The 22631-nt window shown below is 73.3% G+C and carries 24 protein-coding genes; 8 read left to right on the forward strand and 16 right to left on the reverse strand.

Translation table 11 applies throughout. The features are described from left to right. Position 1 precedes the first annotated feature (1 nt). From ACGF3I_RS23735 to ACGF3I_RS23755, 5 genes are all read right to left on the reverse strand, one after another. Positions 2–1030, reverse strand: coding sequence for a hypothetical protein (locus ACGF3I_RS23735; RefSeq protein WP_393135121.1), 1029 nt, complete (start codon positions 1028–1030; stop codon positions 2–4). A gap of 4 nt (positions 1031–1034) precedes the next feature. After that, positions 1035–1442, reverse strand: a complete 408-nt coding sequence (locus tag ACGF3I_RS23740) for a hypothetical protein (protein ID WP_393135123.1) — start codon at positions 1440–1442, stop codon at positions 1035–1037. A 2-nt stretch (positions 1443–1444) separates the two neighbouring features. Continuing rightward, positions 1445–3211 carry a hypothetical protein gene (locus ACGF3I_RS23745; protein ID WP_393135125.1) on the reverse strand — a complete coding sequence of 589 codons (1767 nt, stop codon included), beginning with the start codon at positions 3209–3211 and terminating at the stop codon, positions 1445–1447. A 250-nt stretch (positions 3212–3461) separates the two neighbouring features. Continuing rightward, the gene (locus ACGF3I_RS23750; protein WP_393135127.1) at positions 3462–4646 is read right to left on the reverse strand and encodes a glutathionylspermidine synthase family protein; all 1185 of its coding nucleotides are present in this window, start codon (positions 4644–4646) and stop codon (positions 3462–3464) included. Between the two features lie 66 nt (positions 4647–4712). Beyond that, a complete protein-coding gene (locus ACGF3I_RS23755; protein ID WP_393135129.1) occupies positions 4713–4979 on the reverse strand; it encodes a hypothetical protein in 267 nt (88 codons plus the stop codon). A 142-nt stretch (positions 4980–5121) separates the two neighbouring features. Between ACGF3I_RS23755 and ACGF3I_RS23760 the strand changes: the two genes are divergently transcribed. Next, positions 5122–5982 (forward strand): hypothetical protein, encoded by an 861-nt coding sequence (locus tag ACGF3I_RS23760; RefSeq protein ID WP_393135237.1) that lies wholly within the window; start codon positions 5122–5124, stop codon positions 5980–5982. 67 nt (positions 5983–6049) lie between these two features. Here ACGF3I_RS23760 and ACGF3I_RS23765 read toward each other — a convergent pair whose 3' ends face one another. Both ACGF3I_RS23765 and ACGF3I_RS23770 read right to left on the reverse strand, forming a co-directional pair. Then, a complete protein-coding gene (locus ACGF3I_RS23765) occupies positions 6050–7072 on the reverse strand; it encodes a transcriptional regulator (protein WP_393135131.1) in 1023 nt (340 codons plus the stop codon). Between the two features lie 146 nt (positions 7073–7218). Continuing rightward, positions 7219–8568 carry a hypothetical protein gene (locus tag ACGF3I_RS23770; RefSeq protein WP_393135133.1) on the reverse strand — a complete coding sequence of 450 codons (1350 nt, stop codon included), beginning with the start codon at positions 8566–8568 and terminating at the stop codon, positions 7219–7221. 432 nt (positions 8569–9000) lie between these two features. Between ACGF3I_RS23770 and ACGF3I_RS23775 the strand changes: the two genes are divergently transcribed. Beyond that, the gene (locus tag ACGF3I_RS23775; RefSeq protein WP_393135135.1) at positions 9001–9246 is read left to right on the forward strand and encodes a hypothetical protein; all 246 of its coding nucleotides are present in this window, start codon (positions 9001–9003) and stop codon (positions 9244–9246) included. A gap of 60 nt (positions 9247–9306) precedes the next feature. On the opposite strand, the gene ACGF3I_RS23780 is transcribed toward ACGF3I_RS23775, so the two are convergent. Continuing rightward, positions 9307–10734: a PLP-dependent aminotransferase family protein gene (locus ACGF3I_RS23780; RefSeq protein WP_393135137.1), complete on the reverse strand. Its 1428-nt coding sequence runs from the start codon at positions 10732–10734 to the stop codon at positions 9307–9309. Between the two features lie 46 nt (positions 10735–10780). Here ACGF3I_RS23780 and ACGF3I_RS23785 point away from each other — a divergent pair, with 46 nt between their 5' ends. The 4 genes from ACGF3I_RS23785 to ACGF3I_RS23800 all read left to right on the forward strand — a co-directional run bounded on the left by ACGF3I_RS23785 (position 10781) and on the right by ACGF3I_RS23800 (position 12884). Beyond that, positions 10781–11278: a carboxymuconolactone decarboxylase family protein gene (locus ACGF3I_RS23785; protein ID WP_393135139.1), complete on the forward strand. Its 498-nt coding sequence runs from the start codon at positions 10781–10783 to the stop codon at positions 11276–11278. Continuing rightward, positions 11275–11733, forward strand: a complete 459-nt coding sequence (locus tag ACGF3I_RS23790; protein ID WP_393135141.1) for a carboxymuconolactone decarboxylase family protein — start codon at positions 11275–11277, stop codon at positions 11731–11733. Before ACGF3I_RS23785 ends, ACGF3I_RS23790 begins: the two co-directional genes overlap by 4 nt. Continuing rightward, the gene (locus ACGF3I_RS23795; protein WP_393135143.1) at positions 11721–12449 is read left to right on the forward strand and encodes an isocitrate lyase/phosphoenolpyruvate mutase family protein; all 729 of its coding nucleotides are present in this window, start codon (positions 11721–11723) and stop codon (positions 12447–12449) included. Before ACGF3I_RS23790 ends, ACGF3I_RS23795 begins: the two co-directional genes overlap by 13 nt. 117 nt (positions 12450–12566) lie before the next feature. After that, positions 12567–12884 carry a hypothetical protein gene (locus ACGF3I_RS23800; RefSeq protein ID WP_393135144.1) on the forward strand — a complete coding sequence of 106 codons (318 nt, stop codon included), beginning with the start codon at positions 12567–12569 and terminating at the stop codon, positions 12882–12884. 128 nt (positions 12885–13012) lie between these two features. On the opposite strand, the gene ACGF3I_RS23805 is transcribed toward ACGF3I_RS23800, so the two are convergent. From ACGF3I_RS23805 to ACGF3I_RS23820, 4 genes are all read right to left on the reverse strand, one after another. Beyond that, complete coding sequence (locus ACGF3I_RS23805; RefSeq protein ID WP_393135146.1) at positions 13013–14002, reverse strand: malate dehydrogenase; 990 nt, start codon at positions 14000–14002, stop codon at positions 13013–13015. Between the two features lie 183 nt (positions 14003–14185). Beyond that, positions 14186–15157, reverse strand: a complete 972-nt coding sequence (locus ACGF3I_RS23810) for a DUF2690 domain-containing protein (RefSeq protein ID WP_393135148.1) — start codon at positions 15155–15157, stop codon at positions 14186–14188. A 164-nt stretch (positions 15158–15321) separates the two neighbouring features. Further along, a complete protein-coding gene (locus ACGF3I_RS23815) occupies positions 15322–15987 on the reverse strand; it encodes a response regulator (protein ID WP_393135150.1) in 666 nt (221 codons plus the stop codon). Further along, positions 15984–17150, reverse strand: a complete 1167-nt coding sequence (locus tag ACGF3I_RS23820; RefSeq protein ID WP_393135151.1) for a sensor histidine kinase — start codon at positions 17148–17150, stop codon at positions 15984–15986. The genes ACGF3I_RS23815 and ACGF3I_RS23820 overlap by 4 nt, the downstream gene beginning before the upstream one ends. Positions 17151–17415: 265 nt before the next feature. Here ACGF3I_RS23820 and ACGF3I_RS23825 point away from each other — a divergent pair, with 265 nt between their 5' ends. Beyond that, complete coding sequence (locus ACGF3I_RS23825; RefSeq protein ID WP_393135153.1) at positions 17416–17772, forward strand: hypothetical protein; 357 nt, start codon at positions 17416–17418, stop codon at positions 17770–17772. Positions 17773–17831: 59 nt separating this feature from the next. Here ACGF3I_RS23825 and ACGF3I_RS23830 read toward each other — a convergent pair whose 3' ends face one another. After that, entirely contained in the window at positions 17832–18329 is a 498-nt protein-coding gene (locus tag ACGF3I_RS23830) for a DUF3017 domain-containing protein (RefSeq protein ID WP_393135155.1), read from the reverse strand. Between the two features lie 17 nt (positions 18330–18346). After that, complete coding sequence (locus ACGF3I_RS23835) at positions 18347–19207, reverse strand: bifunctional methylenetetrahydrofolate dehydrogenase/methenyltetrahydrofolate cyclohydrolase (RefSeq protein ID WP_393135157.1); 861 nt, start codon at positions 19205–19207, stop codon at positions 18347–18349. Positions 19208–19412: 205 nt separating this feature from the next. Here ACGF3I_RS23835 and ACGF3I_RS23840 point away from each other — a divergent pair, with 205 nt between their 5' ends. Next, positions 19413–20156 (forward strand): RDD family protein, encoded by a 744-nt coding sequence (locus ACGF3I_RS23840; RefSeq protein ID WP_393135159.1) that lies wholly within the window; start codon positions 19413–19415, stop codon positions 20154–20156. Between the two features lie 73 nt (positions 20157–20229). Here the strand turns inward: ACGF3I_RS23840 and purH are convergent, their stop codons facing one another. Both purH and purN read right to left on the reverse strand, forming a co-directional pair. Next, the gene (purH, locus tag ACGF3I_RS23845) at positions 20230–21864 is read right to left on the reverse strand and encodes a bifunctional phosphoribosylaminoimidazolecarboxamide formyltransferase/IMP cyclohydrolase (protein WP_393135239.1); all 1635 of its coding nucleotides are present in this window, start codon (positions 21862–21864) and stop codon (positions 20230–20232) included. Beyond that, positions 21791–22396 (reverse strand): phosphoribosylglycinamide formyltransferase, encoded by a 606-nt coding sequence (purN, locus tag ACGF3I_RS23850; protein WP_393135240.1) that lies wholly within the window; start codon positions 22394–22396, stop codon positions 21791–21793. Before purN ends, purH begins: the two co-directional genes overlap by 74 nt. Between the last annotated feature and the right edge of the window lie 235 nt (positions 22397–22631).

The raw sequence follows: 22631 nt of genomic DNA on the forward strand, positions 1-22631 counted from the left end.
GTCAACCGGCCGAGGGGGAGGGGCAGTCGGCGTCCGCGCAGAACACGCTGAGCGCGGTCTTCAAGGTCCCCTCCTGCTCCGGCCAGGCGTCCGCGGGAGCCGCGGACAGGACGGCGAAGTGCTTGCCGCCGGGCGTCAGGAAGGCGTAGTCCACCACCTGGCGCCGGTGGCCGAGCTCCGGCTTGTCGTACGCGTAGACGAGCCGCGCGGCCCGCGCCGCGATCCCGGGCACCGAGACGCCGTCGGTCAGGCCGATCTCCTCGTACCCGGGGTTCGCCGCCAGCGCCCCGGAGGTCCGCCGCAGCGCCTCGTAGGGGCTCAGGCCCGCCTCGGTCACCGGGTACACCTGGATCAGCCGGGCGCCGTCCTGAGAGGTGTAGAACACGCCCTGCTTCCCCTGTTCCGTACGGGTCCAGTCCTGCGGCACGTACAGCCGGAAGCCGCCCGGGTCCTGGGCGAGCCGGAACCCGGCGGGCACGCCCGCGCCCGGTGACCCGGAGGCCGACGGTGACGGCGACGGCGACGCGGACGGGCCGCCCCCGCCGCTGCCGGACGGCGCCGAAGTGGCCTTGGCCGAACTCCGCGCGGGCGGGGACGCGGCTCCCGAGGGCCCGGGCCCACGGGCCAGCAGCCAGCCGCCGCCCGCCCCGGCCACGGCGACGGCCACGACCATCGCCACCACCACTCCGACGGGCACCGGCTTCTTCTGCCGCGGTTCGTGGGGCGGCGGGGGCTCCTGGGGCGGCAGGGCCTGCGGATCCGGACCGCCCGGCCAGGCCGGCGGCAGGGGAGGCAGTGACGGGGGTACGGCTGGGGCGGGCGGCACGGGCGGGGACTGCTGCCGGTCCGGGGCGCCGGGGTGGGCGGTCTCCCAGGGGCCGGCCCCCGTTGGCCCGGTCTCCGAGGGCCCGGTCTCCGGGCGCGTGGTCTGCGGGGGCGCGGCGGGGGGCGGCGCGGGGGCGTCCCGTATCGTCTCCCACTTCTGCGTCACCGCGTTCCACTGGACCTCGCCGCTGCCGCCTCCCACCACGCGCTCACACCCCCATCAGTGCGCGGACCCGGTCGACCAGCGTCTGGCCGGAGGCGAGCAGGCCGGTGAGGGCGGTGGCACCGCCGAGCAGTTCGCCGAGCCGGGCCAGGCGGCCGGGCGACGCCTGGCCCTCGGCGCGGATCTCCTCCTGGGCGTCGGCGAGTTCGCCGTCCAGGGCGCGGGTCTGGTCGGTGCGCACGAGCTGCGCGAGACTGGTCCTGAACTCCGTGATGGCGTCCATGAGTTGGCGGTGCGCCTCGTCGTCCGCGGCGCCCGCGCGGTAGACGCTGTGCACCCGGTTGTGGTCGCCCACCGAGACGGACCCGGTCACCCCACTGATGTGCACCGAGCGCTGCCCGGCGTCCTGCGGCGGCCGGTGCGGCCGCGTGCTGTCGTCACCCGTCGTGGTCATGCTCAGCCCTCGTTCCGAACGGTGTTGTGGTCGCCGACGCTGACGGCCCCGCGGGCGTTCTCGATCATGACGCCGCCCTGCGCGATGTTGATGATCTTCTGCTCGAACTGCCCGGTGTCGTAGCCGGTTTCGTACAGCGCGGCGCGCACCCCGCTGGTCACCCGGTCCTCCACGGACTTCACGTAGCGGCGGTAGTCCATCGCCTGGAAGAGCGAGGCGCCGGGGGCCGCGGCCAGCTCGCGCACCGAGCGGGCCGGGCCGTCGGGCAGCGCCCGGCCGTAGCCGCCGGTGAGGCGGTGCCACAGGGACACCGCCGCCCGGCCGAGCGCGACCAGCGCGTCGACCGGCGACGCGGGCGTGTGCACCAGTGCCCAGGCCGCCTTGCCCACCGGGGTGCGGCAGGCGAAGCCCTGGGCGGTGCGGTCGGCGCGCAGGAAGTCCTCGCGCAGCGGTGCCAGCACATGCGGGGCGATCTCCAGGACCAGCATGCCGCCCTGGGTGTGGACGCGGACGAAGACGGTGGTGACGAGGTGCTCCTCCCAGCCGCCCACCCTGATCCGCAGGAAGTGCCTGCGGGCCTCGCCGCCCTCCTCAAGGGCGGCGGCCCGGTGCTGCTCGAACTCGCCCTCGCGGTACGGCGCGTGGGCGCGCGAGGGCAGCCCGTCGACCGGCAGGAAGAGGTACTCGGCCACCTCCAGCTGGCGCAGCCGGTCGCGCACGGCCTGCGCCTCGGCGGGCGCCGCGGGCGCGGGCACCCGGAGCCCGGCGATCAGGGGCTCGACGATGCCCAGGATCTCGGCGTTGCTGACGCGGGACGGGCTCCGCTCGCCCAGGGAGGCGCGCGGGCGCAGCTGGATGGAGACCGACCAGGGTTCGAAGGGCTCGCCCGCGCCGCGGAAGGGGGCGTCCGGGCGGTAGACGGCGAGGGGGGCGTGCTGCTCGGTGCGGATCAGGGCGGCGAGCCGTCGCAGCCGGCCGTTGTCGGCCCGCTCGGCGGGGTCGGCCGCGAGGTCCTGGAAACCCCGCGGCGACAGCTCCCCCGCCATGGTCCGGGCGAACTGGAGGTGCTGGAGGCCGACGCAGAGGGCGATCACCGCGAAGCAGGCGACGATCCCCCAGCCCACGCCGGGTCCGAAGCCCCCGTCCGACAGGCCGAGGGCGCCGCCGCCGAGCAGCCGCCCGGGTCCCGCGACCCGGCCGGGCAGCGTCTCCGGTCCGCCGCCGGACTCGCCGAACCCGTCGTAGTCGCCGGGTGCGTACCCACCGGAGCCGGCCGAGGAGTCCTCGAAGCCGCCGAGCAGGGAGAGCAGCACCACCACCGTGAGCACCGCGAGCAGCAGCCGCGCCCACCAGCGCAGCAGGAATGCCGGGAAGGCGCGGTACCAGGGCGCGACGGCCGCCGTGCCGCGCACATGACGGGCGATGCCGAGCTGGAGGCAGGGGCCGAGGACCAGGACGAAGGCGTAGCCGGTGACGACCGTGGCCAGCACCCAGAGCACGAGGATGCCGAGCGACCAGGCGATCCGCAGGGTGCGGGCGCGCAGGGCGTGGGCGAGCACGCGGGCCGCGTCGAAGCCGAGCGAGGGCGCGGCGATCCGCTCCTCGTGGACGTACAGCTCGTCGATGACGGCTTCGCGGTACGCGTCGTCGAGGTAGGCGCCGGCCGCCATCAGCCGGGTCGCCTCGCTGAGCGAGGGGTGCACCGGCGGCAGTGCGCCGGGCGGCTGCGCCGCCGGCCGCGCCTGCTCGGGCACCTGCGCCTGCGCCATGTCCTGCTCCCCGTGACGGTGGCCGTGCGCCGACCCTCAACCGGGTTGAACGAAAGGGCTGTTCGAGAGCGTCGGCAGTGCGGACATGGTAGCCGCGCCCCTGTGCGCCGCCGCCCTGTTCACACGCCTCGCGGAGGTTCTTCCGGGGCGTCGGGGAGGAGCACAAGGGGCGTGAGGGGGCGCGTGGAGCATCCGGGGAGTCGAACGCGCCCTGCCGGGGCGGCTGTTGAGGGGCCGGGCGCCGGTGACGTCAGCGGATCACATGGGGCAGGAAGCGCGCGTACTCGTCCGTCACGAGCCCCGCCGACTCCCGGATGCCCAGGCCCGCCGCCTCGTCCTCGACGACCCACGCGCCGAGCACCACCCGGTTCCCCTCGAAGTCCGGCAGCGGCGCCAACTCCTGGTAGCAGCACGGCTCTTCGGGGCGCGGGGCCGGTCCGGAGCCGGGCGGGTGCAGGGTGACGCCCGCGCCCTCCCGGCCTAGCAGCGGCTTCGCCACGTAGCCCCGTCCGGCGGCGAGTTCGCGCGGGCCGTCCAGATAGGCGGGGAGCAGGTTCGGGTGGTCCGGGTAGAGCTCCCACAGGACCGCGAGCAGCGCCTTGTTGGAGAGCAGCATCTTCCACGCGGGCTCGATCCAGCACGTCGTGCCGGTGCCGCCGCCGTTGTCCAGGGTGTCGAGGACCTGCGGCCCGAACGCGTCGGAGGCCAGCCACTCCCAGGGGTAGAGCTTGAAGCAGGACCGGATGAACCGGAGGCGGTCGTCCACGAAGCGGCCGGTGATGCCGTCCCAGCCGATGGTCTCGACCGACAGCGCCTCCGTGTCGAGCCCGGCCTGCTCGGCCGTCTCCCGCAGATAGGCGACGGTCATGAGGTCCTCACCGAGTTCGTCGCCGTCGGAGTGCGCGAAGTGCACGGGGCCCGGCGGCAGCAGCGGGGCCTGGCGCCGCCACGCCGCCACCAGCCGCTCGTGCAGCGAGTTCCACTGGTCGGCGCCGGGGAAGCGGTCCTCCATCCAGAACCACTGCGCGCTCGCCGCCTCGACGAGCGAGGTCGGGGTGTCGGCGTTGTACTCCAGCATCTTCGCGGGGCCCGACCCGTCGTACCGCAGGTCGAACCGGCCGTACAGGGAAGGGAGTTCGGCCCGTCGGCGCCAGGACTCGGCGACCAGGTCGGCGAGCCGCCCGTCCATGATGCCGAGGTCCGCGAACCGGCCCTTCTCCACGATGTGGGCCGCCGCCGCGAGGCACATGGCGTGCAGCTCCTCGACGGTCTCCTCCAGCGCCTCGACCTCGGGCAGCGTGAAGGAGTAGTAGGCGCTCTCGTCCCAGTAGGGGCGGAGCGAGCCGTCGGGGTAGCGGGTCAGCGGATAGATGACGCCCTGTTCCTCGACCGTCCGCTGCCAGTCGGGGCGCGGCTGTATGTGATGGCGTTCCATGCGTCTGCCCTACGTCGTCGCTGGTCCCGCTGCGTGCCTGTGCCGTGCCGTACCGCGCCGGCGCGGTCAGCCGCCGCTCGACCCGCCGTGGCCGAAGCCGCCGCGCGAGACGCCGGACTTGTCGAAGGACCCGCCGGAGACCTTGCCCCCGCGGCTGGTGCCGCCGTAGTAGTACGTGCCGCTGCCGCCGCTCTTGCACTCGTACTTCGGCAGCTCCTTGTAGGTGACCGGGTTGACGCACCGCTTGTCCGGCTCGTCGCTGCACGCCGTGAGCGTCGCGGCCAGCACACCCATCCCGCCGAGCACCACCGTGGTGGACCTGAACCTGCGCATCGTGCGACCTCCCCCGTTCACGTACTGACGTCCCTGTGGGACGCGTTTCGGCCACACCCTAGTTCCCGGCCGCGCCCGGCACACGCCCGGGCGTCCCCGACCGTGCGGGGCCTGCGACTACAGTCCCTGTGTGTTCCTCGGGATGATCTGCGCGCTCGCCTCCGCGGTCTGCTTCGGCACGGCCACCGTCCTCCAGGCCGCCGCGACGCGCGCCGCCGAGCCCGGCACGGGAGCCGGTGCGGGCTCGGGGGTCGACGCGGCGCTGCTGCTGCGCGCCGTACGCCAGTGGCGCTACGTGGTGGGGCTCGCGCTGGACGGGCTCGGTTTCGTCTTCCAGATCCTGGCCCTGCGCTCGGTGCCGATCTACGCCGTCGGCGCGGCGCTCGCGGCCTCCCTCGCGGTGACGGCGGTGGTCGCGGCCCGCGTCCTGAAGGTCAGGCTGTCCGGCACGGAGTGGGCGGCGGTCGGGGTGGTCTGCGCGGGCCTCGCGATGCTGGGGCTCTCGTCCGGCGCGGAGGGTACGGAACGCGGCCCCGGCCCGCTTCCCTGGTGGCTGCTCGGCGTGGCCGCCCTGGTGCTCGCCGCGGGCGCCGTCGGCGGACGCCTGCCCGGCCGCGCCCGCGCGCTGGTCCTCGGGCTCGGGGCGGGCTGCGGCTTCGGCGTGGTCGAGGTCGCGGTACGGCTCATCGACGACCCGTTCGACCTGACGAACCCGGCCCTGTACGCCCTGCTGCTCGGCGGCGGGGCGGCGTTCCTGCTGCTCACCTCCGCCCTGTCGCGCGGCTCGGTCACCACGGCGACGGCCGGCATGGTGATCGGCGAGACCATCGGCCCGGCCCTGGTGGGCGTCGCCTGGCTCGGCGACCGCACCCGCGAGGGGCTCGGCTGGCTGACCGTAACGGGCTTCGCGGTGGCGGTGGCAGGCGCCCTGACCCTGGCCCGCTTCGGCGAGGCCCCGACCCCTGCGGGCCCGTCGCCTTCGGGGCCTGGGCACGAAGGGTAGCCCTGGGCCCCCTTACTTCGACGGGCCCGTCACCTTCGGGGCCCGGGGCACGACAAGGCCCTGGGCGCTACGGGTGGATCCTGGTAGGCACCAACGTCCTTGCGCGGTCGCACAGTTCGCGGACGACGGCGTTCTTGGCATGGGGCCGCAGCAGCCCGATCATCCGGGACATGCGGTCATCGGCTCGGCCCGACTGCACCAACGGGTAGTCGTCAAGCGCCGAGTGCCACGTCCGGCACGCCGCTTCGAGGTGGCCGATCTGCAGTTGCCGCTCCGCCAGGAGCCCCCGGCGATGGACCCGCGAGCGCCGGTACACGCTGTGCCGACTCCGGTCCGACTTCTGCATCTCCTCCACCGCACCGGCCACGTCGCCGAGTTCGTAGCGGACCTGGCTGACGTGGTAGTGGAGCGAAGCCGGGTCGTACGATCCGAACGCCCTGCCCCGGGACTCGGCTCGGTCCATCGCGGTTTCCGCCTCGCGGATGTACCGGAGCGCGTTGGTGCGGTCTCCGGTCTGGGCAGCGGCGTGGGCCTGCTGGCCCGCGAGAAAAGCCCGCATCCGCGGCCCCGCCGCCGGGGAGGCCGCTGCCGCGGCGTCGGCCAGGCGCACGGCAGTCCGTCCGTGACCCAGATCGACGGCCTGGACGCTCATGCCCCGCAGGGTCGTGCAGTAGGTGAGGTGATCGTTCGCGGCGCCGGCCAGTTCGAGTGCCTTGAGGTAATAGCGCTGGGCCAGCCCGTGAAACCCTTCGTCCACAGCCATGTACCCGGTGAGGTAGCAGAGGTCCGAGGCCGCCGACAGCATGGCCTTCTTGACGGCGTCGGCGCCGTCGGCACGCAGAGCGGGGGCCACCGTGTTGACCAGGAACACCGCGGCCATGGGGCGTGCGTACCGGCCACCGAACTCGTCGTCCAGGTCCGAAACCCGTTCCGTCATGGCCACGACCATCTCGACGTCGCTCATGCCGATACGCGCGGTCCTGCCCGACTGCACGGCTTCGGCGCGGCCGACGACGTCGGGCCAGCCGGGGATGGTGAGCGCCACGGAGAAAAGCCCGGCCCCGAGCACGCCCCGGCGCGACGGATCCATGTCGTCCCTCCCCGGGCGAGGCGCCCGACCTTCCTTCCTGCCTGCCTGCCTGCCACGCAGACCTGCCCGAACCTTGGCCCCCAGCACGCGAGGACGACGCGGCGTCCTGTGCCCGCAGGCAGCTTGGGATCGCGCCCGGCGCCTGCTCACGCCTTGAGCAGCGCCACGGCACCCACCCGTGGCGACAACTGCCGCACCGACCGGGCCTTTCTGTGCGGACTGAGGCGGCGTCGCATGGTGGCGAAGTGTTCGTCCCCGCGGGCGGACGAGACGTGCTCGTAGTCGTCCAGGAACCGGCCCCACGATGCGCAGGCGGCGTCCAAGTGGCCGTGCTCCAGCTGCCGCTGCGCGAGGACCGCGTTGAAATGGACGCGGCCCTGGCGCTCGTTGGCGGGCTGTACGCGCAGCGCGTGCTGCAACGCCGTGATCGACCCCGGCAGATCCTTCCCCTCGTACAGCACGTGCGAGATGTGGAAGGCATACGCGGACTGGTCGTAGCCGCCGATGGACTCGCGCCGGTTGTCGGCGCGCATCAAGGCGGACTCCGTCGCGGCCAGCAGACTCCGTGCCCGTCGGTGGTCACCCACCATCGAGGCGGCGTGCGCCTGCTGGCCGGTGAGGAACGCCTGCAAGCGGGGGCCCGCCTTGGGGGCGGCCTCGGCCGCCGAGTCCGCGAGCCTGAGAGCGAGCGGCCCGTACCCGAGGTTGGAGGCCTGCAAGCTCATGCCGCGCAGCGTCCGGCAGTACGTCACATGGTCCTCGGCCCGGTCGGCCAGCTTCAGCGCCTTGAGGTAGTACGTCTGCGCCGTCCCGTGGTCCCGCTCGTACATCGCCATCCACCCCGTCAGATAGACGAGGTCCGACGCCGCCGACCACATGGCCTTCCTGACCTTCTCCGTGGCCTCGGCCCGCAACCACGGAACCACCGTGTTGACCAGGAACGCGGCGGCCATCGGCCGCGCGTGCGCACCGCCGAGTTCGTCCAGGATGTCCGCGATCCTGTCCGTCATGGCGCGTACGGACTCGACCTGGCCCGCGCCGATCCGCGTGGTTCGCCCCGGCTCCCCGGGAGGGGCATCGGCGGCGCGGGCCGTCCCGGAGAACAGCGGCACGGACAGGGCCGCGGAGAACAGGCCCGCAGCCATGACCCCACGGCGCGAGGGATCCATGTCGGCCCGCCCCAGGTCGACGATCTCCTCGACGGTGTCGATTCCGGGGGCGGCCTGGTCCCGCGCGGCCGGAGGCAGCCCGGCCTCCGCGTGGGTCACGGTCCGGTGCAGCTTCCGCGAGAATGCCTCGATGATCAGGCGCCGCACCGGTGGGTTCGGCAGCGTGCCACGAACCCAGTGGGACACGGCCGACTGGTCGTAGCGCAGATCCATCCCGGCATCCGCGCCCATGCGGTTGATGATGAGCGCGAACTGGGATCGCGACCACTTCGCCTGCTCCAGCAGACGGCCAAGGCCTTCGTTGGGGGTACGCGTCCGGTGGGCCATGCCCTCAACTCCGTTCTGGATGACTGCCGTTCATGGCTTTCATACTCCGACCGCCCTTCCACGGTACCGCTCTGCGTGCCCACGCGGTTGCGTAGGGCGAACAGGGATCGCCGATCGTGGGAGCGATGGAGTGGACGTCAACCGTGCTGCCCAGCAGCCGTACGCAGTGACAGGCGGCCGGGAATGGCGGGAGGGCCCCCTCATGGCCGACGAGTCCGCCGCAGGTGAACTCGCCCTGTCAACGCGGCAGTTGGAGGGCACACCCCAGGACCCACCCCCGGATGCCATTCCCGCGCCCGGCTGCCCCACCTGCCAGGCGGCCAGCACAGCGCGAGGGTGGGCCCATGGGACCGGTGACGCCGACGGGGTGCGGCGGGCCACCGGCCGCATCCGGGAGCACCGGGACGGGCACGGGGCGAGGGGCGCCGCGTCATGCCCCTCGACCTCGCCGCCCTGCACGCCACGGACTTCGGCCGGCCACGGCCGGGCACCATCGACCCCAGGACCTGCCCCGCCTGCGCGATGATCGTCAGCCTGTTGTACGAGGCCGCCGCGACCAGCAGCACGGACCTGCTGAGCAGCTGCGCCGAACTCGGGGCGCTCCACGCCCTGTTGGGCCACCCCTGGGACCACCGGCCGGAACGCCGGGACTTCCTGGCCCGGGGGCCCTGGGGCTGAGGCTTCCCCGGCCGACGCAGCCCCGCCCCCCAGCCGAGCCCCACGCAGCACTCCGCGCCCTCAGCCCTCCACCGCCGCCAGCACCTGCAACAGCACCTCCAGCGTCCCCGCCCACGCCGAGTCGGACGGCGTGCCGTACCCCACCACCAGGCCGCCCCACTCCCCCGGCGCCGTGTCGGGGTGGCGGAAGGCGCCGAGGCCCTGGATCGCGAGGCCGCGCCAGTTGGCAGCCTGGATCACCGTGCGTTCGTCGACACCCGGGGGCAGGCTGAGGACGGCGTGCAGGCCCGCCGCGAGGCCGGTCACCGCCATGTGCGGGGCGTGCTCGGCCAGGGCGGCCACCAACTCGTCCCGCCGGCGCCGGTAGCGCAGCCGCATCCCGCGCACATGGCGGTCGTACGCGCCGGACGCGATGAACTCGGCGAGCGTGAGCTGGTCGAGCGCCCCGCACATCCAGTCCGATTCGCCCTTGCCCTCGGCGACTTCGCCCACCAGGTGCTCGGGCAGCACCATCCAGCCCAGGCGGAGCCCGGGCGCCAGGGACTTGCTCGCGGTGCCCAGGTAGACGACGTGCTCGGGGTCGAGGCCCTGCAGGGCGCCGACCGGCTGGCGGTCGTAGCGGAACTCGCCGTCGTAGTCGTCCTCCAGGACCAGCCCGCCGGCGGAGCGCGCCCAGTCGACGGCCGCCGCCCGCCGGTCCGGGAGCAGCGGAAGCCCGATCGGGAACTGGTGCGCGGGCGTCATCAGCACCGCCCCCACGCCCTTGCGCTCCCCCAACTCCTGGGTACGAGTGCCCAGTTCGTCGATCGGCAGCGCCGGGGTGCGCAGCCCCGCGCCCTTCAGGACGTTCCAGTGGAAGTCGAGCCCGTACGCCTCGACCGCCGCCTCGCGCACCCGGCGCGCCCGCAGCACCCCCGCCATCAGCATCAGACCGTGCACGAACCCCGAGCAGATGACGATGCGGTCCGGCGAGGCGTACACACCGCGGGCCCGGGCCAGATAGTCCGCGAGGACCGTACGCAGCTCGATGCGGCCGCGCGGATCGCCGAAGCCGAGCGCCTCGTGCGGAGCCGCGGCCAGCGCCCGGCGGGCCGCCTTCAGCCACTCGGCGCGGGGGAAGGAGGAGAGGTCGGGCGAGCCCGCGAGGAGGTTGTGCGCGGGGCTGCGGCGGGCCGGCGGACGGTGGGCGTGGGCGCGGTCCTGGCGGGCGGCGGCGCGCTGGGCCACCCGCGTCCCGGAGCCCTGGCGGGCGGTGAGCCAGCCCTCGGCCACCAGCTCCCCGTACGCCTCGGCGACCGTGTTGCGGGCGATGCCCAGGTCCTGCGCGAGGGTGCGCGAGGACGGCAGCCGTACGCCCGGGGCGAGCCGGCCGCTGCGCACGGCCTCGCGCAGGGCGTCCATGAGGCCCGAGCGCAGCCCGGCGCCGCCCACGTCGATGTGCAGGTCGACACCGAGTGTTTCCGGAGAAGTGGCCCAGGATTTCACCATGGGAATGGACCATACCCGGGTGCCACACGCCACGTACCGTCGTTCCATGACCACGAACGAGAGCAGGAACCACGCCCCCGAGCACACCCCCCGCCTCCAGTGGGCCAAGGCCGCGCCCGAGGTCTACAAGGCCATGATCAAGCTGAACGCCGCGGCCGAGCAGGGCCTCGACCCGGTGATCGCCGAACTGGTCAAGATCCGCGCCTCGCAGCTCAACCACTGCGCCCTGTGCCTGGACATGCACACCAAGGACGCGCTGGCCGCCGGCGAGTCGGTGGAGCGCATCATCCAGCTCAGCGCCTGGGAGGAGTCCGCGCACTTCTACACGGAGAAGGAGCTCGCGGCCCTGGAGCTCACCGAGGCGATCACGGTCCTCACCGACGGCTTCGTGCCCGACGAGGTGTACGCGAAGGCGGCCAAGCACTTCGACGAGACCGAACTCGCCCACCTGATCGCGGCCATCACCGTCATCAACGCCTGGAACCGCTTCGGCGTGACCACGCGCGGCGTCCCCGGCCACTACACCCCGGGGATGTACAAGTGAGCGCCCCGGCAAGAGAGTTCCAGATCCCGGAGCCGGTCTACCTGGGCCTCGCCGGGCTCGGCGCCGCCGCCAAACGGGGTCTGGGCGACCCGGCCCTCGCCGAGCTCGTCATGGTGCGGGCCTCCCAGCTCAACCACTGCGCCTTCTGCCTCGACATGCATCTGAGCGCCGCCCGCAAGGGCGGTGAGTCCCAGGAGCGGCTCGACCTGCTCGCCGCCTGGGAGGAGGCCGGCGACGCGTTCACCGAGCGCGAGCGCGCGGCCCTCGCCCTCACCGAGGCGGTCACCGTACTGACCGACGGCTTCGTGCCCGACGCGGTGTACGAGAGCGCCGCCGCACACTTCACGGAAGCCCAACTCGCCCACCTCATCGCGGCGATCACCGTCATCAACAGCTGGAACCGGCTGATGGTGGCCCGCCGCACGGCACCCGGAGAGACCGCATGGCACAGCTGAACCCCGCCGCCGCCTTCCGCGCCCTGCACCAGGGCCGCGTCGCGGGCGACCCGCTCGTCCTGCCGGGCCCCTGGGACGCGGCCAGCGCCCGGGTCTTCGAGGAGGCGGGCTTCCCGGCCCTCGCGACGCCGAGTGCGGGGGTCTCGGCGTCCCTGGGGTACGAGGACGGCTCCACACCGGCCGAGGAGATGTTCGCCGCGGTCGCCCGGATCGTACGGTCCGTGTCGATCCCGGTCTCGGCGGACATCGAGGGCGGCTACGGGCTGGCCCCCAAGGAGCTGGTGGCGCGGCTCCTGGAGACCGGCGCGGTCGGCTGCAATCTGGAGGACTCCGAGGGCGGCGTCCTCAAGGACCCGGCCCGGCACGCCGACTGGCTGGCCGAGGTGCGCGCCGAGGCCGGCGACGCGCTGTTCGTCAACGCCCGCGTGGACACCTATCTGCGCGGGGTGCCCGAGCAGGCCGCGGCCATCGCGCGGGCCCGGGCGTACGTGGCGGCCGGCGCGGACGGCGTCTACCCGTTCGCGGCTCCGCCCGAGCACCTCCCGGAGATCGCCGCGGCCGTGCCGGTGCCGGTGAACATGGCGGCCCTGCCGGACGCCCCGGGGCCGCGCCGGCTCGGTGAACTGGGCGCGGGCCGCATCACGTTCGGCCCCGGCCTCCAGCTCCGCGCGACGCACGCGCTGCGGGACATCGCCCGCCAGGTGCGCGAGCTGTGAGCACCCGGTCCTGAGACGGAGCCCCCTGCCTGCGGGCCGGGGGCTTCGCCATGTCCTGCCTCCCCGGCCTACATTGATCATGAAGACGACCACGACCACGACCATCGGGGAGATCGCATGTTCGGCCGCAAGGAGCTTTCGGTACTGGTGCTGCGCGATGCGCAGGACATCGCCCAGACACTGCGGGAGGCGCTGGAGGGCGCCGGTGAGGCGGAGCGTCCGGGGCTCCGGGCGGCTCTGGCGGTGGCGGAACGGGCGGCGGCCCGGCCGGACGGCGAGCTGCGCGGGCGCTGGGTGCGCGAGCAGCGCGCCTCCGTCGGCTACACGGGCCCGGACGACGAGTCCGTCCACGCCATCAAGGCGCTGCGCAAGGCCCAGCCGGAGCTCAGCCTGCTCGCCGCCGTCCAGCTGACCCGGGACGCGGTGCGCGCGTAACGGACCCCCGGGAGCACCCGGCGGGAAACGGGCGAAGCCCCGGCAGTGGCTGCCGGGGCTTCGTCACGGGTGCTTCAACGGGCGGGCCGGGGGGCCCGGTTGAAGCGGCTGCTCGGATGGGGTCGTGCTCAGATGAGGCCGAGCTCGCGGACCGCGTCGCGCTCCTCGGTGAGCTCCTTGACGGAGGCGTCGATGCGCTTGCGCGAGAACTCGTTGATGTCCAGGCCCTGGACGATCGAGTACGCGCCGTCCTTCACGGTGACCGGGAAGGACGAGATGATGCCTTCGGGGACGCCGTAGGAGCCGTCCGACGGGATGCCCATCGAGGTCCAGTCGCCCTCGGCGGTGCCGTTGACCCAGGTGTGCACGTGGTCGATGGCGGCGTTGGCGGCCGAGGCGGCCGAGGACGCGCCACGGGCCTCGATGATCGCGGCGCCGCGCTTGGCGACGGTCGGGATGAACTCGTCGGCCAGCCACTGCTCGTCGTTGACGACCTCGGCGGCGTTCTTGCCGGCGATCTCCGCGTGGAAGATGTCCGGGTACTGGGTCGCCGAGTGGTTGCCCCAGATGGTCAGGCGCTTGATGTCGGAGACCGTGGTGCCGGTCTTCTTCGCCAGCTGCGAGATCGCCCGGTTGTGGTCCAGACGGGTCATCGCGGTGAAGCGCTCGGCCGGTACGTCCGGGGCCGAGGCCTGCGCGATGAGCGCGTTGGTGTTGGCCGGGTTGCCGACGACGAGGACCTTGATGTCGTCCGCGGCGTTGTCGTTGATGGCCTTGCCCTGCGGCTTGAAGATGCCGCCGTTGGCGGAGAGCAGGTCGCCGCGCTCCATGCCCTTGGTGCGCGGGCGGGCGCCGACCAGCAGGGCCACGTTGGCGCCGTCGAAGGCGACGTTGGCGTCGTCGGTGATCTCGATGCCGCGCAGCAGCGGGAAGGCGCAGTCGTCGAGCTCCATGGCGGTGCCCTCGGCGGCCTTCAGGGCCGGGGTGATCTCCAGGAGGCGCAGGTTGACCGGCACGTCCGGGCCGAGCAGGTGACCGGAGGCGATACGGAAGAGCAGCGCGTAGCCGATCTGGCCGGCCGCGCCGGTGACGGTGACATTCACGGGAGTGCGGGTCATGGCGATCTCCGTTGGGAACAGCGGGTGGTGGGGGGTTGCCCCTCGTTTCCGGGCACCCCGTACGCCGGGAACCTGACGTGCGACCGTCTGAATCTTGACGTGAAGAGATGTCCAGCGGTCAGGCTATCCGACCCGGGCCGCCTCACACCCCCGGGGACCTGTGGGACGCCTCACGCTGATCGATCATTGACCGGTACTGGCCGTTCCCGCCCCGGCGGCGGGCCTCTTCCCGGTGGCGCAGCCGCTCCTGCCGCTCTTCAGCGTGGCGCACGCCTTCGCCGCCGCCGGGCCGTCCACGGCGAGCATTTTGGTGTACGTGTCGCGGTAGGCGTCGGCCACCACCGCGTCCCCGGCCGTGGCGGCCGCGCTGATCTGCACCCGGTCGCCCGGGGCGACCTGCTTGAGCCGGGCCCAGGCCGCCGCGCACGTCCTGCTGTAGCGCACCTCGACGACCGTGGGCCCGAGCCTGGCGGTGCCCACCGTCTGCACCGACTTGTCGGTGCAGCCCATCAGTTCGGGGTCCTGCCCGGTGCACGAGGCGGCGACGCACTTCACTCCGGCGGGCAGCGCCGGCGACGCGGGCGCGGAACGGGTCGGGGCCGGCTTCGCCCGCGGCCCGGCGTCGTCGCGGCCGAGGTCGGTCAGGAGCACGGCCGAGGTGATGACCAGGAGCGCGCCGACGACCCCGGCCAGGAACATCACGATCCGGCGGCGCTGCCCCGCGGCGGGCCGGCCCGGATCGCGGCGCACCGGCGGTCTGCGGTCGGCGGGCCCCGCGCCGGGCACCCCGGCGCGCCGGGCCGCGGGCACGTTGGCCGGCCCCGGCCCCCCGGCCCGCGCGCCGGCCGCCCGCGCGGCCTCCAGGGTGCGCTCCTGACGCTGCTCGGAGCGGCTCCAGGCCCGTTCGGCCAGCTCCCACATGGTGGTCAGATGGACGGGGTTGGCGCCGGTCACCTCGGCGAGCGCGAGGACGGCGGCCCGGGGCGCGAGCAGACGTCCGCCGAGATAGCGCTCCCAGGACGTCCTGCCGTACCCGGTGCGGTCGGCCATCGCGGCCACGCTGAGCCCGCTGCGGTCCACCAGACGGCGCAGCTGGTCCGCGAACTCCCTCACCTGCGGGTCGAGTTCGTCCGGCAGGGCCTTCCAGCGCGGCATCGCTTCCCCCTACGTCCGTCACTGCCCCCAGGGATGCACGGCCCCAGGATGTCAGTTCCCCCGGCGGTGCGCACCGGTTCCCCGGGCGGGACGCGGGGTGCCCGGCAGGCCGGGCCCGGGGCACCGGTTCGGGGCCGCCGTGCGGGGCCCCGCACGGCCGCCGGTCAGGGGCCCGCACGGCCCGGGGTGACCAGGCCGCTCTCGTACGCCACCACCACCGCCTGCGCCCTGCTGTCCAGGCCGAGCTTGCTCATGGCCCGGTTGAGGTGGGTCTTGACGGTGGCCTCGCTGATGAAGAGGCGGTCGGCGATCTCCCCGTTCGACATCCCGCGGGCGGTCAGGCGCAGCACATCGGTCTCGCGGGCGGTGAGCGCGTCGAGCCCGACGGCGGGGCCCGCCTCGGGTCGCCGGGCGAAGGCCTCGACCAGGCGCCGGGTGACGCTGGGCGCGAAGAGTCCGTCGCCGCCGCCGACCGCGGCGACCGCCGCGAGCAGCCGCTCGGGCCCCGAGTCCTTGAGCAGGAACCCGGCGGCCCCGGCGCGCAGCGCCTTGTAGACGTACTCGTCGAGGTCGAAGGTGGTCAGGATCAGGATGCGGGGCGCCGGCTCGGGTGCCGCGGCCAGGATGCGCTCGGTGGCCTCGATGCCGGTCATGCCGGGCATCCGGACGTCCATGAGGATCACGTCGGGCCGGGTCGCGGCGGCCTCGCGGACCGCTTCGGCGCCGTTGCCCGCCTCGCCGACGACCTCGAACCCGGGGGCGGCCCGCAGCAGCCCGGTCAGTCCCGCACGGATGAGGAACTGGTCGTCCACGACGAGCACCCTGATCATCCCGATGCGTCTTCTTCCCCCTGGACCGCCCCTGCGGAGGTCGGCAGGGTCAGGGTCACGGCGAACCCGCCATCGCTCCGCGGGCCGATGCTGATCGACCCCCCGTAGAGCTTGGCCCGCTCCCGCATGCCAATCAAGCCGTGTCCGCCGGCGCTGCGCACTCTGTCCTGAATCACCGCCTCTCGGCCCGGATCCGGGCCCGCGTTGACGACGGAAACCGTCAACGCGTGCGAGGCGTAGGACAGTTGGACCTCCGCACGGGCGCCCCCCGCATGCTTGAGCACATTGGTGAGGGCCTCCTGCACCACGCGGTAGGCGCACAGTTCGACGCCGGGGGCCAGCGGACGCGGGGCGCCGACGGTGCGCAGCGTGACGGGGACGCCGCCGGCCCGGATCCGCTCCACCAGCTCCCCCATCCGGTCGAGGCCCGGCATCGGGGCGCCGGGCGTCGCGTCCTCGGCCTCGCGCAGCACCTGGAGCATCCGGCGCAGCTCCTCCAGGGCCTCGGCGCTGGTGCCGGAGATGGTGGCCAGCGCGGCGCGGGCGGTCGGCGGATCGGAGGCGAAGACGAAGCCGGCGAGCCCGGCCTGGACGGAGATCACCGACATGTGGTGGGCCACCACGTCGTGCAACTCCCGGGCGATACGGCCCCGTTCGGCGGCCACCTCACGCCGGGCCCGCCGGGCCTGCTCCCCGCGCAGTTGCCGGGTGAGCTCGTTGGAGCGGCGGGCCAGCGCCCCGAAGCGGATCAGGACGAGGGTGAACACGGCGGCCTGGGAGACCACGGACGCCATCGAGCTCCGGGGGCTCACGGCCCCCGCGTAGACCCACTCCCCCGACATCAGGACTCCGCAGACCACGGCCGTGCGCGCCGGACGCAGGGACGCCACCGTATAGAGCGCGAGCATCGGCCCGAAGGTGGTCACCACCGGCCAGTACCCCGAGGCCACGTACGCCACGAAGGCGAGCTGCGAGCAGAGGAGCACCGTGAGCGGCGCGCGGACCCGCATCGCGAGCGGCAGTCCGGCGAGCACGACGAGGACGTACCCCTGGGCGTCCAGCGGGTCCCAGCCCTGGGCGCCGGACTCCTGGCCGAGGACCGCCGACACGCTCGTGAGCGCCAGGGCGATGAGCGCATCGGCGAGCTGGGGGCGGATCCGCATCGTCGCAGCGTAGCCCCGGCGCGCACGGGCGGCGTCAACTTCTTGCGGTACCACGGCAGTTGCAGGACGCGGCGGGCTACCGCGCCCGGTGGGCCCGCGGTTCAACCCGTAGCCCGACGACCCGGGGGGGCCGGCGCCCGTAGGTTCTTGCCGCAGCGGCACCCGGCGCCGGCCGACCTCCGGCACCGCGCCGCCGCACGGCACGGGCCACATCGGGGGACCCAACGGGGGGACCCGGCTCGTGACCGGGAAGGAAAACGGACCGATGAACCTTCGCAAGCGTCTCGCCCTGGCCGTGACCGCCCTGGCGGCCGGCTCCGGCCTCGCCTTCGCCCCGCCGGCCTCGGCCGCCCCGCAGCAGGCCGCCGCGGGCTGCGCCTATCCGTACGTCTGCTTCTACAAGGGAGCCACGAAGACCGGTCAGTTCAAGGACGTCACCAGCGGCTGGCAGAACCTCGGCAGCAGCAAGGGCGCCACGTCCATGGTGAACACCCGCCACGACGACATCGTCTACACCCACTTCACCAACGGCAAGACGTGGTGCACCCCGCCCGGCAACACCACCACGTTCAACTCCTGGGTGGTCGACAAGATCCGCATCAGCACGGCGTCCCACTGCTGAGCCCCCTCGGCACGACGGCCCGCACCCACCGGGGGGGGTGCGGGCCGTCCGCCGTGCCGCTAGCGGACCGTGAAGTGGACCGCGTCCTCCAGGAACGGGATGTTCAGCCAGGGCCGCGGCTGGGCCATCAGGGCCAGCAGCACGATCGCCACACCGAGCACGCCGTACGTGGTGATGTCGGTGAAGCGGGACCGGACGGCGAGCATGCCCACCGACGGCAGCGTCCAGCGCAGGGCCGCGCCCGCCATCAGGGCGGCGCCGATGATGACGAGCCCGATGCGGAAGGCCTGCCCGAACGGTTCGGTCGCCACGACGAGCAGCCCGACTCCGACCGCTATCAGGACCGAGAGCAGGGGCCACTGGCGGGCGGGCGCCGGCGCGTCCCCGGGTGCGGCGCGCCCGCCGCCCTCGGGGCGCGCGGTGTCCCGGGTGATGGACGGGAACCGCCGCGAGCCGCCCGCGCGGGCCCGCCCGGACGGCGCGTCCGGCGCGGACGCGCCCTCGGCGGCGGACGTCCCGGTGTCCCCGGCCGGCTCGTGACTCCTGGCAGCACCCATGCTCCGGGCCTTTCCCGTCAGCCCGCGTCGGCGGCGAGCTCGGCCGCCTCGACGACGTTGACGAGCAGCTGGGCGCGGGTCATCGGGCCCACCCCGCCCGGGTTCGGCGACAGCCAGCCGGCGACCTCGGCGACGCCGGGGTGCACATCGCCGACGATCTTGCCGCTCTCGTCGCGGCTGACGCCGACGTCGAGGACGGCCGCCCCCGGCTTGACGTCCTCCGGCTTGATCAGGTGCGGCACGCCCGCCGCGGCGATCACGATGTCCGCCAGCTTCAGGTGCGCGGAGAGGTCACGCGTGCCGGTGTGGCACTGGGTGACCGTCGCGTTCTCGGAGCGGCGGGTGAGCAGCAGCGGCATCGAGCGCCCGATGGTGACACCGCGTCCGACCACGACGACCTCGGCCCCGTTGATCTCCACGCCGTGCTTGCGGAGCAGCTGGATGATGCCGTACGGGGTGCACGGCAGCGGGCCGGGCTCGTTGAGGACCAGGCGCCCGAGGTTCGTGGGGTGCAGGCCGTCGGCGTCCTTCGCCGGGTCCATCAGCTCCAGGATGCGGTTCTCGTCGATGCCCTTGGGCAGCGGGAGCTGGACGATGTAGCCGGTGCAGGCCGGATCCTCGTTCAACTCCCGCACCACCGCCTCGATCTCCTCCTGCGTCGCGGTCGCGGGCAGCTCGCGCTGGATGGAGGCGATGCCGACCTGGGCGCAGTCGCGGTGCTTGCCCGCGACGTACTTCTGGCTGCCGGGGTCCTCCCCGACGAGCACGGTTCCCAGGCCGGGCGTGACGCCCCGCTCCTTCAGGGCCGCCACGCGGACGGCCAGTTCGGACTTGATCGCTGCGGCGGTGGCCTTGCCATCGAGAATCTGGGCGGTCATGTTTCCCATTCTTTCAGGGCGACGCATGATCGCCCAAGTTGCACTTGCACAACACATCCAGCAACCGGCTGGACAAACTTATGTCTCGTTTAGAACGATGATCCGCGCAGTGCCGCGGGCAGTGCCGGGGGGCGATCCGCTCACAACAGCTATTCCTCCGCTCGGGCCGCGTCGTCCCCGCAACACCCAACGGAGGAAATCCGCCATGAGCTTCGGCGACCCGAACAACCCCTACGGGCAGCAGCCCCAGCAGCCCCCGCAGGGCGGCAACCCGTACGGCCAGCAGCAGGGCCAGCCCGGCTACGGCTACCCGCAGGGCCAGCAGGCCCCGCAGGGCGTCCCGGCGCAGGGCTACGGCTACCCGCAGCAGCCGGGCCAGGCTCCCGGTTACGGCTACCCGCAGGCCCCCGGCACCCTCCAGGCCAACAACGGCTTCATCAACGTGCCGGTGCTCGGCACCGTCGAGGTCGCCTCGATGGGCCGCCGCCTCGGCGCCCGTCTCATCGACGGTGTCGCGATCGGTGTCATCCTCGGCATCATCATGGCCGTCGGCCTCGCCGGTGCCGTCGGCATCGCCAAGGACTGCGACCCCAACTCGGCCGACTACTCGTCCTGCATGAACGACGCGAGCGCCGGCATCGTCTCGGTGATGTTCACCTGGCTCGCCGTCATCGGTGCCTTCACGCTGCTCTACGAGTGGCTGATGGTCTCCCTCGTCGGCGCGACCCTGGGCAAGCTCGCCCTCGGTCTGCGCGTCGTGAAGGAGAACACGGGTCAGAACCCGGGTCTGGGCGCGGGCTTCATCCGCTACATCATCCCGATCGTCGGCGCGTTCCTGTGCTACATCGGCGCCATCCTGGTCTACCTGTCGCCGTTCTTCGACAACTCCGGCAAGCTGCAGGGCTGGCACGACCGGGCGGCCGGCACGCTGGTCATCAAGAAGGCCTGACCCTCACCGGTCCCGTCGGGCCGCGCTCCTTCCGGGGAGCGCGGCCCTTCGCGCGTTCGGCGCCGATCCAGGATCAGTGGAAGAAGTGGCGCGTGCCGGTGAAGTACATCGTCACGCCCGCCTTCTTCGCCGCCTCGACGACCAGCTCGTCACGGACCGAACCGCCGGGCTGGACCACGGCCTTGACCCCGGCGTTCGCCAGGATCTCGAAACCGTCGGGGAACGGGAAGAACGCGTCGGACGCGGCGTAGGAGCCCCGTGCGCGCTCCTCGCCCGCCCGCTCGACCGCGAGCCGCGCCGAGTCGACCCGGTTGACCTGGCCCATGCCGACACCCACCGAGGCGCCGTCCTTGGCGAGCAGGATCGCGTTGGACTTGACCGCCCGGCAGGCGACCCAGGCGAAGGCGAGTTCCTTCAACTCGGCCTCGGACAGGGCCTCTCCGCTGGCCAGCGTCCAGTTCGCGGGGTCGTCGCCCTCGGCCTGGAAGAGGTCGGTGTGCTGGAGCACCGCGCCGCCCGAGATCGACTTGAGGTCGCCCGGCTGGTGCGGGGTGCCGTCGACCTTGAGCACCCGGATGTTCTTCTTGCGGGCCAGCACCTCGACGGCGCCGTCCTCGTAGCCCGGGGCCGCGATGACCTCGGTGAAGATCTCGGCTACCTGCTCGGCCATCGCCACCGTCACGGGGCGGTTGACGGCGATGACGCCGCCGAACGCGGAGAGCGGGTCGCACTCGTGGGCCTTGCGGTGCGCGGCCGCGAGGTCCGCGTCGACCGCGATGCCGCACGGGTTGGCGTGCTTGATGATCGCGACGCAGGGCTCGTCGTGGTCGTAGGCGGCGCGGCGCGCGGCCTCGGTGTCCACGTAGTTGTTGAAGGACATCTCCTTGCCGTGCAGCTGCTCGGCGTTGGCGAGCCCGCCCGGCTGTCCGTCGGTGTAGAGGGCCGCCGCCTGGTGCGGGTTCTCGCCGTAGCGCAGCGTGGACTTGCGCTCCCAGGTGCCGCCGAGGAACTCGGGCAGCGCGGCCCCGTCCTCCTCGGGCGCGTACACATTGGTCATCCAGGAGGCGACGGCCACGTCGTAGGCGGCCGTGTGCTGGAACGCCTCGGCGGCCAGACGCTTGCGGGCGGTCAGGTCGAAGCCGCCGTTCTTGACCGCGTCGAGCACGGCCGCGTACCGCTGCGGGCTGGTGACCACCGCGACCGACGGGTGGTTCTTGGCGGCGGCGCGCACCATCGAGGGGCCGCCGATGTCGATCTGCTCCACGCACTCGTCGGGGCTCGCGCCGGAGGCGACGGTCGCCTTGAACGGGTACAGGTTGACCACGACCAGCTCGAAGGGGCGCACCCCGAGCTCGTCGAGCTGCGCGCGGTGCGCGTCGAGGCGCAGGTCGGCGAGGATGCCCGCGTGCACCTTGGGGTGCAGCGTCTTGACCCGCCCGTCGAGGCACTCGGGGAACCCGGTGAGCTCCTCGACCCGGGTCACCGGCACCCCGGCGGCGGCGATCTTCGCGGCGGTCGACCCGGTGGACACCAGCTCGACCCCGGCCGCGTGCAGCCCTTGCGCCAGCTCCTCAAGCCCCGTCTTGTCGTAGACGCTGACCAGCGCCCGCCGGATGGGCTTGACGGCGTCCGTACTAACCGAGTTCACCGATCTGAACCTTTCGTCCCTCAATGCGGTAGCCGTTACGGGCCAGGCGCCCCACGACATCGACGAGCAGCCGTCGCTCGACTTCCTTGATCCGCTCGTGCAGAGCGGCTTCATCGTCCTCGTCCCGGATCTCGACCACGCCCTGGGCGATGATCGGGCCGGTGTCGACGCCGTCGTCGACGAAGTGGACGGTGCACCCGGTGACCCTGGCGCCGTACGCGAGCGCGTCGCGTACGCCGTGGGCTCCGGGAAAACTGGGCAGCAGGGCGGGGTGGGTGTTGACCACCCGGCCCCCGAACCGGGCGAGGAACTCCTTGCCCACGATCTTCATGAACCCGGCCGAGACGACCAGGTCCGGCGCGTACGCCGCGGTGGCCTCCGCGAGCGCGGCGTCCCAGGCCTCGCGCGAGCCGTGGTCCTTGACCCGGCACACGAAGGTCGGGATCCCGGCCCGCGCGGCGCGCTCCAGGCCGGCGATGGCGTCCCGGTCGGCGCCCACGGCCACGATCTCGGCGCCGTAGCCGCCGGCGTCGGCGGCGATGGCGTCGAGCAGGGCCTGCAGGTTCGTACCGGAGCCGGACACGAGCACCACGAGCCGGGCCGGGCGGGTGCGTGCGGGCGGGAAGTCGTCAGGAGAGGCGGACGCGGAGGGGGGCGGGGAGGCCACGGCGGGGCTCTTTCTCGCGGTCGTACGTCTTTGTGTGGTCGTACGAACGAATCGCGCCCCTCGATACGGGGAACTCTACGAAAGCGCCGACCGTCAGCAACGATACCGGCACACCGGACGGCCCCCACGGGACGGGGGCCGGACCGCCAGGTAGCGTCTG

The organism is Streptomyces sp. NPDC048111 (assembly GCF_043202815.1).
Classification (GTDB): domain Bacteria; phylum Actinomycetota; class Actinomycetes; order Streptomycetales; family Streptomycetaceae; genus Streptomyces.

Coding starts and splice junctions, on each gene's coding strand:
- ACGF3I_RS23820 (WP_393135151.1), bottom strand. CDS start 17,150: ATGCGGATCCGCCCCCAGCTCGCCGATGCGCTCATCGCCCTGGCGCTC.
- ACGF3I_RS23800 (WP_393135144.1), top strand. CDS start 12,567: ATGTTCGGCCGCAAGGAGCTTTCGGTACTGGTGCTGCGCGATGCGCAG.
- ACGF3I_RS23835 (WP_393135157.1), bottom strand. CDS start 19,207: ATGACCGCCCAGATTCTCGATGGCAAGGCCACCGCCGCAGCGATCAAG.
- ACGF3I_RS23740 (WP_393135123.1), bottom strand. CDS start 1,442: ATGACCACGACGGGTGACGACAGCACGCGGCCGCACCGGCCGCCGCAG.
- ACGF3I_RS23825 (WP_393135153.1), top strand. CDS start 17,416: ATGAACCTTCGCAAGCGTCTCGCCCTGGCCGTGACCGCCCTGGCGGCC.
- ACGF3I_RS23765 (WP_393135131.1), bottom strand. CDS start 7,072: ATGGATCCGTCGCGCCGGGGCGTGCTCGGGGCCGGGCTTTTCTCCGTG.
- ACGF3I_RS23805 (WP_393135146.1), bottom strand. CDS start 14,002: ATGACCCGCACTCCCGTGAATGTCACCGTCACCGGCGCGGCCGGCCAG.
- ACGF3I_RS23810 (WP_393135148.1), bottom strand. CDS start 15,157: ATGCCGCGCTGGAAGGCCCTGCCGGACGAACTCGACCCGCAGGTGAGG.
- ACGF3I_RS23785 (WP_393135139.1), top strand. CDS start 10,781: ATGACCACGAACGAGAGCAGGAACCACGCCCCCGAGCACACCCCCCGC.
- ACGF3I_RS23775 (WP_393135135.1), top strand. CDS start 9,001: ATGCCCCTCGACCTCGCCGCCCTGCACGCCACGGACTTCGGCCGGCCA.
- ACGF3I_RS23780 (WP_393135137.1), bottom strand. CDS start 10,734: ATGGTGAAATCCTGGGCCACTTCTCCGGAAACACTCGGTGTCGACCTG.
- purH (WP_393135239.1), bottom strand. CDS start 21,864: ATGTCGTGGGGCGCCTGGCCCGTAACGGCTACCGCATTGAGGGACGAA.
- ACGF3I_RS23760 (WP_393135237.1), top strand. CDS start 5,122: ATGATCTGCGCGCTCGCCTCCGCGGTCTGCTTCGGCACGGCCACCGTC.
- ACGF3I_RS23815 (WP_393135150.1), bottom strand. CDS start 15,987: ATGATCAGGGTGCTCGTCGTGGACGACCAGTTCCTCATCCGTGCGGGA.
- ACGF3I_RS23750 (WP_393135127.1), bottom strand. CDS start 4,646: ATGGAACGCCATCACATACAGCCGCGCCCCGACTGGCAGCGGACGGTC.
- ACGF3I_RS23755 (WP_393135129.1), bottom strand. CDS start 4,979: ATGCGCAGGTTCAGGTCCACCACGGTGGTGCTCGGCGGGATGGGTGTG.
- ACGF3I_RS23770 (WP_393135133.1), bottom strand. CDS start 8,568: ATGGCCCACCGGACGCGTACCCCCAACGAAGGCCTTGGCCGTCTGCTG.
- ACGF3I_RS23830 (WP_393135155.1), bottom strand. CDS start 18,329: ATGGGTGCTGCCAGGAGTCACGAGCCGGCCGGGGACACCGGGACGTCC.
- ACGF3I_RS23840 (WP_393135159.1), top strand. CDS start 19,413: ATGAGCTTCGGCGACCCGAACAACCCCTACGGGCAGCAGCCCCAGCAG.
- ACGF3I_RS23795 (WP_393135143.1), top strand. CDS start 11,721: ATGGCACAGCTGAACCCCGCCGCCGCCTTCCGCGCCCTGCACCAGGGC.
- ACGF3I_RS23745 (WP_393135125.1), bottom strand. CDS start 3,211: ATGGCGCAGGCGCAGGTGCCCGAGCAGGCGCGGCCGGCGGCGCAGCCG.